At 56.4% G+C, this 13,437-nt stretch carries 12 protein-coding genes; 1 reads left to right on the forward strand and 11 read right to left on the reverse strand.

Going from position 1 to position 13,437, the window contains the following annotated elements:
• Positions 1–132: 132 nt before the first annotated feature.
• From IM267_RS09945 to nnr, 11 genes are all read right to left on the reverse strand, one after another.
• Positions 133–1,431, reverse strand: a complete 1,299-nt coding sequence (locus IM267_RS09945; protein ID WP_032628076.1) for an adenylosuccinate synthase — start codon at positions 1,429–1,431, stop codon at positions 133–135.
• Between the two features lie 104 nt (positions 1,432–1,535).
• On the reverse strand, positions 1,536–1,733 hold the full coding sequence (locus tag IM267_RS09950) for a DUF2065 domain-containing protein (protein ID WP_063450929.1): 198 nt from the start codon (positions 1,731–1,733) through the stop codon (positions 1,536–1,538).
• Positions 1,734–1,804: 71 nt separating this feature from the next.
• Positions 1,805–2,809, reverse strand: coding sequence for a protease modulator HflC (hflC, locus tag IM267_RS09955; protein WP_063450930.1), 1,005 nt, complete (start codon positions 2,807–2,809; stop codon positions 1,805–1,807).
• Between the two features lie 2 nt (positions 2,810–2,811).
• Positions 2,812–4,071 carry an FtsH protease activity modulator HflK gene (hflK, locus tag IM267_RS09960; protein ID WP_063450931.1) on the reverse strand — a complete coding sequence of 420 codons (1,260 nt, stop codon included), beginning with the start codon at positions 4,069–4,071 and terminating at the stop codon, positions 2,812–2,814.
• A 56-nt stretch (positions 4,072–4,127) separates the two neighbouring features.
• Positions 4,128–5,408, reverse strand: coding sequence for a ribosome rescue GTPase HflX (gene hflX, locus IM267_RS09965; protein ID WP_003855991.1), 1,281 nt, complete (start codon positions 5,406–5,408; stop codon positions 4,128–4,130).
• Between the two features lie 74 nt (positions 5,409–5,482).
• Positions 5,483–5,794 carry an RNA chaperone Hfq gene (gene hfq / locus IM267_RS09970; protein ID WP_006810391.1) on the reverse strand — a complete coding sequence of 104 codons (312 nt, stop codon included), beginning with the start codon at positions 5,792–5,794 and terminating at the stop codon, positions 5,483–5,485.
• Positions 5,795–5,879: 85 nt separating this feature from the next.
• Positions 5,880–6,830, reverse strand: coding sequence for a tRNA (adenosine(37)-N6)-dimethylallyltransferase MiaA (miaA, locus tag IM267_RS09975; protein ID WP_063450932.1), 951 nt, complete (start codon positions 6,828–6,830; stop codon positions 5,880–5,882).
• On the reverse strand, positions 6,823–8,667 hold the full coding sequence (gene mutL / locus IM267_RS09980) for a DNA mismatch repair endonuclease MutL (protein ID WP_193033313.1): 1,845 nt from the start codon (positions 8,665–8,667) through the stop codon (positions 6,823–6,825). Before mutL ends, miaA begins: the two co-directional genes overlap by 8 nt.
• 9 nt (positions 8,668–8,676) lie before the next feature.
• Positions 8,677–10,017, reverse strand: coding sequence for an N-acetylmuramoyl-L-alanine amidase AmiB (amiB, locus tag IM267_RS09985; protein ID WP_112792416.1), 1,341 nt, complete (start codon positions 10,015–10,017; stop codon positions 8,677–8,679).
• A 16-nt stretch (positions 10,018–10,033) separates the two neighbouring features.
• Positions 10,034–10,495, reverse strand: coding sequence for a tRNA (adenosine(37)-N6)-threonylcarbamoyltransferase complex ATPase subunit type 1 TsaE (tsaE, locus tag IM267_RS09990; protein ID WP_063450935.1), 462 nt, complete (start codon positions 10,493–10,495; stop codon positions 10,034–10,036).
• A complete protein-coding gene (gene nnr / locus IM267_RS09995; RefSeq protein ID WP_193033314.1) occupies positions 10,488–12,011 on the reverse strand; it encodes a bifunctional ADP-dependent NAD(P)H-hydrate dehydratase/NAD(P)H-hydrate epimerase in 1,524 nt (507 codons plus the stop codon). Before nnr ends, tsaE begins: the two co-directional genes overlap by 8 nt.
• On the opposite strand from nnr, the gene queG reads away from it, so the two are divergent.
• Positions 12,010–13,149, forward strand: a complete 1,140-nt coding sequence (queG, locus tag IM267_RS10000; protein ID WP_131637482.1) for a tRNA epoxyqueuosine(34) reductase QueG — start codon at positions 12,010–12,012, stop codon at positions 13,147–13,149. The two genes, nnr and queG, sit on opposite strands and share 2 nt — an antisense overlap.
• Positions 13,150–13,437: the final 288 nt, after the last annotated feature.

Below are 13,437 nucleotides of genomic sequence, written 5' to 3' on the forward strand. Positions count from 1 at the left end.
AAACCAGCCAGATAGTTAGCGGCTAATTTATTTGACAGACGGGGCGAAAAAGCGGAGATCCAGGAGCGGTCGCCGGATGGCGCTGCGCTTATCCGGCCTACGGGTCTCCCCGCAGGCCAGCAGTCACGAAGATTATGCGTCGAACGGGTCGCGCAGGATCATCGTTTCAGTACGATCCGGGCCGGTAGAAATAATATCGATCGGCACTTCGGTCAGTTCTTCAATACGCTTGATGTAGTCCAGCGCAGCTTTTGGCAGGCCGCTACGCTCTTTCACACCGAAGGTGGTCTCAGACCAGCCCGGCATGGTTTCGTAGATTGGCTCAATGCCTTCCCAGTCGTCAGCGGCCAGCGGCGTGGTGGTCACTTCGCGGCCATCCGGCATACGGTAGCCTACGCAGATTTTCACTTCTTTCAGGCCGTCCAGTACGTCCAGCTTGGTCAGGCAGAAGCCAGACAGGGAGTTGATCTGCACGGCGCGACGCACAGCAACCGCGTCCAGCCAGCCGGTACGACGACGACGACCGGTGGTCGCGCCAAACTCGTTACCCTGCTTGCACAGGAACTCGCCGGTTTCATCAAACAGCTCGGTCGGGAATGGACCCGCACCCACGCGAGTGGAGTACGCTTTGATGATGCCCAGAACGTAATCCACATAACGTGGGCCCAGGCCGGAGCCGGTTGCCACGCCACCCGCGGTGGTGTTAGAGGACGTTACGTACGGATAGGTACCGTGGTCGATGTCCAGCAGCGTACCCTGCGCACCTTCAAACATGACGAAATCGCCACGCTTGCGCGCCTGGTCCAGCAGATCGGACACATCAACAACCATACCGGTCAGAATGTCTGCGATCGCCATGACGTCATCCAGCACTTTCTGGTAGTCAACAGCGTCAGCTTTGTAGAAGTTCACCAGCTGGAAGTTGTGATATTCCATCACTTCTTTCAGTTTTTCAGCGAAGGTCGCTTTGTCGAAGAGGTCGCCCACGCGCAGACCGCGACGTGCAACTTTGTCTTCGTAAGCCGGGCCGATACCACGACCGGTGGTGCCGATGGCTTTCGCGCCGCGCGCTTTTTCACGCGCTACGTCCAGCGCCACGTGATAGTCCAGGATCAGCGGGCAGGCTTCGGAGAGCAGCAGACGCTCACGAACAGGGATACCACGGTCTTCCAGACCTTTCATCTCTTTCATCAGCGCAGCGGGAGACAGCACAACGCCGTTACCGATGATGCTGGTGACGTTTTCGCGAAGAATGCCTGATGGAATAAGATGGAGGACGGTTTTTTCACCGTTGATTACGAGAGTATGGCCTGCGTTGTGACCGCCCTGGTAGCGTACAACATATTTAGCCCGTTCAGTCAGAAGATCGACAATCTTCCCTTTACCTTCGTCACCCCATTGGGTGCCCAGTACGACGACGTTGTTACCCATTTTTTTCAAAATCACCGTTTGCTTAAAAATGGATTCTACCATCGCTTTTTCAGATATACAGCACTTTTTGACCCTAAAATATGCCAATTACGGTTAGTTTTTGATCAGCCAATCGTTTTCCTCAACATGTAGTAGATAACGATACCGGCAACCACAAGACCGCCGCCGAAACGACGCAAAATAGTGTCCGGCAGTTGGCTCATTGTCGCGATCATCCGACGCCAGGCGCGCGGATAGAGCATAGGGCCGAGGCCTTCCAGCACCAAAACCAGAGCCAGCGCGAGCCAGATCGTAGAATTCATTTTTCATCCTCATAAAAGAAAACCACCGCTCCGTGAAGAGCGGTGGTTTGAATACTCAAACGAGCCTGAGTTTATCGCGTTGCGTTGGCCGGCGTCTTCATATAACGGAAGAAATCGCTGTCCGGGCTGAGCACCATCACATCCTGGTTGCTCTTGAAGCTATTCTCGTAAGCACGCAGGCTACGGATGAAGGCGTAGAAGTCTGGATCCTGGCTGAATGCATCGGCAAACAGCTTCGCCGCTTCGGCATCACCTTCACCGCGCAGGATACGACCCTGACGCTCAGATTCCGCGAGCGTCTTGGTGACTTCATAGTCCGCTGCCGCGCGCAGTTTTTCCGCTTCTTCCTGACCCTGTGAACGGTGACGACGGGCTACCGCTTCACGCTCGGCGCGCATACGGTTGTAGATCGCCTCGGACACTTCCGCTGGCAGGTTGATCTGCTTGATACGCACGTCAACCACTTCGATACCCAGTGCCGCCATACTGTTCGGGTTGATCACCGGCACTTTACCGTTGGTTTCAGCCTGAACGCGTTCAGCCGCTTTGGCAATCGCATCATCCGCCGCCGGGGTTTCGACTTCATCTTCAGTGCCCGCAGAACCGGAGTTCAGCGCATCACGCACTTCCAGCGTCAGACGACCGCGAGAGTCTGTCACGATGTCTTTCACATCCAGACGACCAATCTCAGAACGCAGACGGTCAGAGAACTTACGCTTCAGCAGCACTTCTGCCTGAGAAACGTCACCACCGCCCGTTGCCAGGAAGTAGCGGCTGAAATCGCTGATGCGCCATTTGATGTAGGAATCAACGATCAGGTCTTTTTTCTCTTTGGTCACGAAACGGTCGGCCTGGTTATCCATGGTCTGGATACGCGCATCGAGCGTTTTCACTGACTGAATGAACGGGATCTTGAAGTGCAGACCCGGCTCATAAATCACCGGACGCTTGTCACCGTCACGCACGACGCTGCTGAACTGGAACTTGATCCCACGCTCGCCCTCTTTCACCACAAAGATTGAGGTGTAGAGCACGACCAGTGCGATGATGATGATCGCAATAACTGACTTACGCATCCTTATTCCCCCTGACGCTGGTAGTCGTTACGCTGCGCGTTAGCGCGGCGTTGGTCCATAATGTCACCATCGTTCGAAGAAGGCGTTGTGTTCGCGCTGGTGCTGCCAGACGAGGCTGGCGGCAGACGCAGCAGGTTGTTCGCACCGCTGTTGTCTTTCGCTGCCGGTGCAGAACCGCCTTTCAGCATCTGATCCAGCGGCAGAACCATCAGGTTTCCGCCCTTGCTGTCATTAACCAGCACTTTGCGGGTGTGGCTCAGCACTTTTTCCATGGTCTCGATATAGAGACGCTCACGGGTAATTTCCGGAGCCGCTTTATATTCCGGCAGGATGCGCGCGAAGCGAGCCACTTCACCCTGAGCTTCCAGGATGGTCTGGGTCTTATACGCGCGCGCTTCTTCCAGAATACGCTGCGCCTGACCGTTAGCACGCGGCTGAACTTCGTTGGTGTACGCTTCCGCTTCACGGATATACTGCTGTTCGTTTTCACGTGCGGCAATCGCATCGTCAAACGCGGCCTTCACCTCTTCCGGCGGACGTGCAGCCTGGAAGTTGACGTCCAGCAGAGTAATACCCATGTTGTACGGACGGATGGTCTCTTCCAGCTCGCGCTGGGTATCGCTACGAATAACGGTACGACCTTCGGTCAGAATACGGTCCATGGTGTATTTACCGATCACACCGCGCAGGGCGCTGTCGGTCGCCTGACGCAGGCTGTCATCCGCGCTGGTCACGCTAAACAGATAACGTTCTGGATCGGTCACGCGGTACTGCACGTTCATTTCAACGCGCACCACGTTCTCGTCAGACGTCAGCATCACGCCGGAGGCAGCCAGTTCACGGACGGACTCCACGTTAACCGCGGTCACGTCATCAATGAAGGTCGGCTTCCAGTTCAGGCCCGGCTCAACCAGATGGCTGAACTTACCGAAACGGGTTACCACGCCGCGTTCTGCTTCTTTAATGGTGTAGAACCCGCTGGCTGCCCAGATGATTACCACCGCAGCGGCGACAATGCCCACCACGCGGCCACCCATCGGCGGGCGCGGACTCTGAGTGGAATTACCACCCGAGCCAGAACCTTTTCCTCCGCCAAGGCCACCAAGCTTTTTGCTCAGTTTGCGGAAGATATCATCCAGATCCGGCGGCCCCTGCTCGCGACCACCTTTGTTGCCATTTCCCCCAGAGTTGCCGCCTTGATTATTGCTGCTTCCCCACGGGTCGCGGTCTTGTCCGTTATTACCGGGCTGATTCCACGCCATGTATATGCTCCATATTTGTTATGCAAGGGCGAATTTTTCAGGCTTCCCCTTTCTGATCAGACGATATAGTCCGCCAGCGCAGGTTCTTGTTTACAGAGGCGACGCCAGTCAACGATCGGCATACGCACCTGCATCCCCACGCTGCCGTCATCCTCCATCCACTCTTTTTCTATCGCCTGAAGCTGATAAAACCGGCTGCGCAGCCTGCCTTCCTGTGGCGGCAGTCGCAGCGTGTGCTGAGCTACCTCACCGGAAAGACGTTCTGTCAAAGCCTGGAAAAGCAGTGGCACACCAATCCCGGCCTGAGCAGACAGCCAGACCCGAATCGGTTTGTTCTCTTCATCTCGGTCGATACGCGGCTCGAAATCGTCCAGCATATCGATCTTGTTCATCACCAACAGGGTGGGAATTTCGTGGGCGTCGATCTCTTCGAGCACCACGTTCACCGCGTCGATGTTTTCCTGCACGCGTACGTCAGCCGCATCAATCACGTGCAGCAGCAGGGTCGCCTGACGCGTCTCCTGCAACGTCGCTTTAAACGCCGCAACCAGATCGTGCGGCAGATGGCGGATAAACCCGACGGTATCCGCCAGCACCGTTTCACCGACGTCTGCAACGTCAATACGGCGCAGCGTTGGGTCCAGGGTCGCAAACAGCTGGTCTGCGGCATACACCTGGGCCTCGGTTATCTGGTTAAACAGGGTGGATTTACCGGCGTTGGTATAGCCCACCAGCGACACCGTTGGAATGTCGGCTTTGGTTCGCGCCCGACGCCCCTGCTCGCGCTGTTTCTCTACACGTTCCAGACGTGAAAGGATCTGGGTAATACGCCCACGCAGTAAACGGCGGTCGGTTTCGAGCTGGGTTTCACCCGGGCCGCGCAAACCAATCCCGCCTTTTTGTCTTTCAAGGTGTGTCCAGCCACGCACCAGACGCGTCGCCAGATGGCGCAACTGCGCCAGTTCAACCTGCAACTTACCCTCGTGGGTACGCGCACGCTGAGCAAAAATATCTAAGATCAACCCCGTGCGATCGATAACACGGCATTCGCAGAGAGCTTCCAGGTTACGTTCCTGAGCCGGAGACAGCGCATGATCAAACAGCACAACAGATGCGCCGGTTGCTTTTACGGCATCCGCAATTTCTACTGCTTTACCTTCACCAACAAAATACTTCGGGTGCGGCGCTTTACGGCTACCGGTAATCACCTGCATTGCTTCGACACCGGCGGAAGAGACCAGAGATTCAAACTCCTGGAGGTCTTCCATATCTTTGTCTTGCGAAAAATAGATGTGTACCAGCACCGCCTGCTCACCGGCGTCATAACGGTCAAACAAGCGTAAACCTCTCTAAAAAGATCAGCGGGGAACGCAGGATCCCTGGCTCCCCGTGTGGAAAACAGCCCAAAACCTTATTCGGTTTCTTCGCTGTCCTGCGCAGGAGCAGATGAACCCTGCGCGTTGCTGCCATGATGGTAGTTACTGCCAGTGCCGCCGCCAGCGTTATTGCTGTGATGAGATACCGGACGAGACGGAACAACAGTAGAAATCGCGTGCTTGTAGACCATCTGGCTGACCGTGTTTTTCAACAGGATCACGAACTGATCGAAAGACTCAATCTGACCTTGCAGCTTAATACCATTCACCAAATAAATAGAAACTGGAACACGTTCCCGACGCAATGCGTTCAGGAACGGATCTTGTAAAGATTGCCCCTTAGCCATTCTATCTTTTCCTTATATGCTTGTTTTGTACTTAGAACCTTGCGATTCTGAAAAATTGCGCACGATACGGCTTAATTGTACACATTCAGTCAGCGATATCACCAATAACCTCAATCACTTCGTTTAACGCCTGTTGTGGTTTTTCACTGTCTAACCAGTGAACGCCCTCCCAACCGCGCAACCAGGTGATCTGGCGCTTCGCTAACTGTCTCGTGGCGCAAACACCTCGATAAACCATTTCATCGTATGAAATCTCACCTTCAAGATACGACCACATCTGGCGGTATCCCACACAACGAATGGAAGGCATGTCCGTATGCAAATCTCCACGGGCAAAAAGCGCCCGCACTTCTGCTTCAAAATCTGAAGCCAACATCTGATGAAAACGCTGCTCAATTCGTTGATGGAGCAGTTCACGGCTCGCCGGGGCGATGGCGAACTGATGCACCTGATACGGCAGAGCGTCTCCTGACGTTTGCGTCAGTTCCGTTAAAGTTTTACCCGAAATGAAAAAAACTTCCAGTGCCCGGGAAAGCCTTTGCGGATCGTTTGGGTGGATCCGCGCTGCGGCAACCGGGTCAATCTCTTCCAGTTGCTTGTGCAAAACGTCCCACCCCTGCTCAGCCGCCTGCTGCTCAATCTTCGCTCTTACTTCCGGATCGGCCGATGGCAGAGGTGATAACCCCTCCAGCAGCGCCTTGAAGTAGAGCATCGTGCCGCCCACCAGCAGCGGTATGCGTCCCGCAGCGGTAATCTCGGCCATCTCGGCCAGGGCGTCGCGGCGAAAATCTGCTGCGGAATACGCCTGTGCCGGGTCGAGAATATCCAGTAAACGGTGCGGCGCCGCACGCAGTTCGTCTGCGTTGGGCTTCGCCGTGCCGATGTCCATCCCTCGGTAAATGAGGGCTGAATCAACGCTAATCAACTCTACTGGCAAAACTTTACGTAACTCAATGGCTAACGCCGTTTTGCCGGAGGCCGTTGGACCCATTAAAAAAATCGCCTTTGGCAGGCTCGCCTTACTTACGTCAGTCATGTTTCAGGGCGGTCATCGCCGTTTGTAAATCAACAGGTTGTAACAAACCACCCGGCGGCGCTTTCACCAGCTGCGGGCAGAGGCGTTCTACCTCCGCCAGCACGGTAATCGCCTGCGCCATACTCCACGGTGAATGTTCGCTGGCCAAATGGCGGGCGATCCACTGCGCGGTGTCGGCGGCATCAAACGTCGTTTGCTGCGCCAGGTAGCCTATCAGTTCAGGAATCAAGTTTTGTAAATTTTGTTGGCGTAAGGGTAAAGGCACTGCGCGAATTGTCACATGCTGCGCGTCCAGTACGATTTCTATCCCCATTTCAGCCAGCTGAGACTGTACGCGCCGCAAAACCCCTGTTTCTTCAGGGGATACTTTCAGGCGCACGGGGATCAGCAGCGGCTGCGCGCAGGCGGCATTGACCCCCGGGGTTAGCTGCGCCTGTTTGAGCCAGCGCTCCGCCACGGAAAGCGCCAGCAGCAGCAGTTTGCCCTCGCGTTCAAGCAGCGCCATGTCGGGAGCAACAATGGTCAGTACCCGACCAAAACTCTGGCTATGTCCTTCCAGCGAAGGCGTTGAAACTGTAATGTGCTCTTTATGCTCAACGGACGGGGTATCCAGCAGCTTGCGGTATAGCGCCCCCTGCTGTTTTTGATAGCCCGGCTGGGCGTTGGGATAGTTAGCGCCGGTCGGTCGCGGCGCGTTGCCCGTCGAGGCTAAACGCGGCGCAGCCGGCTCGCGCGCTACCGCCGGTTCGGCAAAATGGTTACGTCCCGCCGCCACGCGGTTTTCCGGCAACGGACGCGGCGCGGGTGCTACTTCTGCCAGCGGCAACGCCGGCTCGCCCCGCTGCTGCAATACCGCAGCAACGCCCTGATAGATAAAATCGTGCACCAGACGCGACTGGTGGAAGCGCACCTCATGCTTGGCGGGGTGTACGTTCACGTCGACCTGATGCGGGTCGATCTCCAGATAAAGCACAAAGGCGGGCTGCTGATCGGCGCCGAGCTTGTCTTCGCAGGCCTGGCGAATGGCGTGGTTAATCAGGCGGTCGCGCATCATGCGGCCGTTGACGTAGCAATATTGGATCTCAGCAAAGGCGGCGCTGCTGGCGTTCGGATCGGCAACCCAACCGCGAAGAGCCAGATCGCCATGCTGCCACTCAATGGCCAGCGCTTTTTCCAGGAACGGAGTGCCGCAGATAGCGCCCAGCCGACGCTCTTTTTGCCCGCCTTCCGCCACCGCGCGATACTGGCGCATCACCTTGCCGTTATGGCTAAGGTTGATCGTGACATCAAAGCGCGCCAGCGCGATGCGGCGGATGATCTCGTCGATATGTCCGAATTCGGTCTTCTCGGTTCGCATAAACTTGCGGCGAGCGGGCGTGTTATAGAAGAGATCCAGCACTTCCAGCGTGGTGCCGACCGGGTGCGCCGCAGGTTTAACCGTGACGTCCATATCGCGCCCTTCGGCGTAGGCCTGCCAGGCTTCCTGCTGGTCGGCCGTGCGGGAGGTCAACGTTAAGCGAGAAACGGAGCTGATACTGGCCAGCGCTTCGCCGCGAAAACCCAGGCTGATAATCGCTTCCAGATCGTCAAGGGAAGCAATTTTGCTGGTGGCATGACGCGCCAGCGCCAGCGCCAGCTCGTCCTTTTTGATGCCACAGCCGTTATCACGAATGCGGATGAGCTTAGCGCCCCCGCGTTCAATATCGATATCAATGCGGGTCGCCCCGGCATCAAGGCTGTTTTCCACTAGCTCTTTCACCACCGATGCAGGGCGTTCCACCACCTCACCGGCGGCGATTTGGTTCGCGAGCTGCGGCGGTAGAACCTGAATCGGCATGAACTCTCCTTAATTAGTCGCGGTCATCTCACCCGGCAGCGCGGCGCTCGCCGTCTGGGCTGCCCCACCCTGCGGCGCAGACTGAAGCGGATGCGCGTCAAAGTATTTACGCAGACCGTTGTAAATCGCTTCGGCAATTTGCTGCTGATAGCTATCGCTGCCCAGTAAACGCTCTTCACCGTGATTACTGATAAAGCCCGTCTCTACGAGGATCGACGGAATATCCGGGGAGCGCAGCACGCCGAGGCTTGCATGTTCCGGACGACGCTTATGCAGCGATCCGACGCTTTGCAGCTGGTTCAGTACGTTAGTGGCGACATCATACCCGACGCGCTGAGAATGACCGAACTGTAAATCCAGTACCGCCTGGCTGAGATACGGATCGGCCTGGCTGTTTGCCAGCACATCGCCCGCCCCGCCTAACAGTTCAGACTGCTTCTCGTGCTCTTCAAGCCAGTTCGCCATTTCACTGTTGGCGCGGCGGTTGGACAGCACCCAGACCGACGCGCCGGTGGCGTTACGGTTCGGCGCAGCATCCGCATGAATCGAGACCAGGAAGTTGGCGTTTTGCTTACGCGCCACATCCGAGCGTCCCATCACCGAAATGAAGTAATCTCCATCGCGGGTCATCACCCCTTTAAACATCGGATCGTCATTCAGAAGCGCACGCAGCTTACGGGCAATGGCGATGGTGACATTTTTCTCCCGCGTGCCGCCCGGGCCAATCGCGCCAGGATCTTGCCCGCCGTGTCCGGCATCGATGGCGATAATCACCTTATCGCCACTCACCGGCGTACGCCGCGCGCTAACCGCCGGACGCGTCACCGTGTTGCTGCTGGTCACCGCGGTAAGACGATCATTCTGTGATTTGAACGGATTACGGGCCGGCTCAGACGGTCTTGGGGTATAAACCGGCGCTTCCACGCGTTTTGCCACAACGGGTGCAGGCGGAGGCGGCGGCGGAACGTCAGCATTAATGGTAAAGACCACCGTATAATTCGCGCCATTTTGCTGCTTAACCGCCTTCGTTTTGCCTTTTTCGGTGAGATCGACCACAAGGCGCAGAGACTGCGCATCTTTCGGCGTTCCCGAACGGATGCTTTTCACCAGGTTGTTGCCGCTGAACTGGAGCGGCAGCCCCTGGATCACCCCGGACTGTTTAATATCGAGCGCCACGCTGCGGCTGTCGATTTGTGAGAAAGCATATTCAGGATCGCCCATAAAGCTGAACGTAATGCGGGCCTGGCTATCGCCGTTCGACACCTGAATATCCGAGAGGCTGGCCGCCCCGGCCTGCGCGCACAGCAGGACCGTGGCAGCAAACACCCAACCTTTAACGCGATTAATCATCCCGTTATCCCTACGCTCAACCGGCTAAACGCGCCAGTAAGGAACAGCCTGATGAGGAAACCGCACTGATGCGCGCCTCACGCCCTTGTGCCTGGTAATCTAAGTGAATTTCGACATCCGGGTCAGGCAGCACACCCGCACCTTGTTGCGGCCACTCCACCAGGCAAATGGCGTCGTTGGCAAAGTAATCGCGGATCCCCATAAATTCCAGCTCCTCCGGGTCCGCAAGACGATATAAATCAAAGTGGTACACCATGATATTTTCAAGCGTGTACGGTTCTACCAGCGTATAGGTCGGGCTTTTTACGTTCCCGTTATGGCCTAACGCCTGCAAAAAGCCACGGCTGAAGGTTGTTTTACCCGCGCCTAAATCTCCATACAGATAAATGACGGTCGCCCCCTGACAGGCCTGCGCCACGCGCGTGCCGAGATCTAAAGTGGCTTGTTCATCAGGTAAAGGAATCGCTCGATTAGTCATTTTCTACGTCAATCACATCCGGGTTAACAACACGCCGCAGCGTGCAAAAAAGATCGGTGGCCAGCATACCGCGCGTTCCATAACGAGCAGCCAGGCCGTCAGCCGCCGCACCGTGGGCCACGCAGCCGGCACAGGCTGCATCATAAAGGGGAAGTTTCTGTCCGAGCAATGCGCCAATGATGCCGGAAAGCACATCGCCCATGCCGCCGCTCGCCATGCCTGCATTACCGGCATCAATAATGCCCATGGCATCATCGCTGGCGATAACGGTCCCCGCCCCTTTCAAAACGGCAACACCTCCGTAACGTTTTACCAGACGTTGGGCAGAAAGTAAGCGATCGCTTTCAATTTCTGCCACGCTACAGTTAAGCAGCCGTGCGGCTTCGCCGGGGTGCGGCGTCAGAATGCGATTGTGACGCTTATCCGGATTTATTGCCAGAAGGTTAAGCGCGTCGGCATCCCATAACACCGGTTTACGAAAATTCTCGGCCTTTTGCAGGGCCTGTTTACCCCAGCTCTGTTGCCCAAGCCCCGGACCAATCACCACCACGTCCGCCCATTCCAGGCCCTCTTCAATCGCCTGCGGGGTAAGCTCGTGGACCATCAGCTCCGGCCGCGCAGTAATAATGGGGGGAATGTTTTCGCTGCGGGTCAGCACGCGCACTAATCCGGCGCCGCTGCGCAACGCGGCCTCTCCTGTCATACGAATCGCACCCGCCGTGCCATGCTCGCCACCAATAATCAGCAGTCGGCCATGGTCACCCTTATGGGAGGTGGGACGACGCGGCGGTAGCCACTGTGCAAGCTGAGACGCATCAAAGCGGGTGATGTGGGTATCCTGTCCCGCCAGCCAGTTTTCAAGCCCCAGGGCGTTGTGGTGTAACGTGCCCACGACATCCCGCGCTTTCCCGGTAAGCAGCCCCGGCTTCAGGGCGATAAAGGTCACGGTGTGCGCAGCCTCAATCGACACGCCCGGCGTCGCGCCGGTTTGCGCCATCAGGCCGGAGGGAATATCCAGCGCCACCACCGGTGCGGGGTGCGCGTTGGCGCGCGTAATCAGCGCGGCGACGTCATCGCGAGGCGCGCGCATCAGTCCCGTCCCCAGCAGACCATCCACAATCACGTCTACGTCATCGGGCCAGACGATATCAGGCGCATGGATAACGCCTCCCGCATTCAGCCAGGCTTCTCTCGCCATGCCTGCTTCTTCCGGTAGCGGCTTGTCGCTCTCCAGCGCCAGCAGGGTGACGCGCAGCCCCGCCGCTACGGCAAGGCGCGCCACCACGTAGCCGTCGCCACCGTTATTGCCATGACCGCACAGTATCAGGTAGTGCGAGGCATCCGGGTAAGCCGTACGCGCCACGTTAAATGCCGCCTCGCCTGCACGCTGCATCAGTTCGTAAAGGGTAATGCCCAGGCTGTCTGCGGCCTCTTTTTCGGCCCGACGAAGGTCATCCGCATGCCAGATGGAGTGTGGTATACTTGCGGGGTTTTTCTTCACAGTATGGTCCGTCATGTCACAGCCCCTCGATCTCAATGAATTAGCGCAAAAAATAAAACAGTGGGGTGCTGAACTGGGCTTCCAGAAGGTCGGTATTACTGACACCGATCTCTCTGCCAGCGAGCCTAAGCTACAGGCATGGCTGGATAAACAATACCACGGCGAAATGGAGTGGATGGCGCGTCACGGTATGATGCGTGCCCGCCCCCACGAGCTGTTGCCGGGTACGTTGCGCGTCATTAGCGTACGCATGAACTATCTGCCCGCTAACGCGGCCTTTGCGCGCACGCTAAAAAATCCCTCTCTGGGTTACGTCAGCCGGTACGCTCTGGGACGTGATTACCACAAACTTCTGCGCAACCGTCTAAAAAAGCTCGGGGAAACCATCCAGCAGCACTGTGTTTCGCTGAATTTTAGACCCTTTGTTGATTCTGCGCCTATTCTTGAGCGCCCGATCGCTGAAAAAGCAGGGCTTGGCTGGACAGGTAAGCACTCACTTATTTTAAGCCGCGACGCGGGGTCATTCTTTTTCCTGGGTGAGCTGCTGATTGATTTACCCCTGCCGGTAGACGGTCCGGTGGAAGAAGGCTGTGGCCGCTGCGTGGCCTGTATGACCATCTGCCCTACGGGCGCGATTGTTGAACCCTATACCGTTGATGCGCGCCGCTGTATCTCTTACCTCACTATCGAGCTGGAAGGCGCCATTCCAGAGGAATTTCGCCCGCTTATCGGCAACCGCATCTACGGCTGCGATGACTGCCAGCTGATTTGTCCGTGGAACCGCTATTCACAGCTGACGGACGAAGAAGACTTCAGCCCGCGTAAAGCGCTGCATGCGCCACAGCTTATTGAACTGTTCGCCTGGACCGAAGCCTGGTTCCTGAAGGTAACGGAAGGGTCCGCCATACGTCGTATCGGCCACCTGCGCTGGCTGCGTAATGTGGCCGTTGCGCTGGGTAATGCCCCGTGGGATGAAGCCAATCTTCAGGCGCTCGAAAGCCGCAGAGGTGAGCACCCACTTCTTGATGAGCACATAGAATGGGCGATTGCGCAGCAAATTGAGAAGCGAAATGCCGGCGTGGTTGAAGTTCAGTTACCGAAGAAACAGCGTCTGGTCAGGGTGATTGAAAAAGGGCTTACACGGGATGCGTGATATATTCACAGCCTGTGAATAAAAATAAAAAGTGAGGCGCCATAAGGCTTAGCAAACAGGTCAAGTGATCTCAATAACATTTTGAAATCAAAATTTCTTCATATAATACAGACGATTACGAAGATATTATTCACCTTGCTAACATTTTGTACAGACTGGTTTGATCGTGGTTTCTGTGGATAACTCTGTTTACAAGAGTATTTCAGATACAACAGAAAACGTCCCCAACGAAGCATTTCGCCGTGGATAGTTTGAATATGAAGAAGAATTTGGAGCGGGAAACGAGAC

The organism is Enterobacter cloacae complex sp. P15RS, assembly GCF_014895905.1.
Classification (GTDB): Bacteria; Pseudomonadota; Gammaproteobacteria; order Enterobacterales; family Enterobacteriaceae; genus Enterobacter; species Enterobacter quasihormaechei.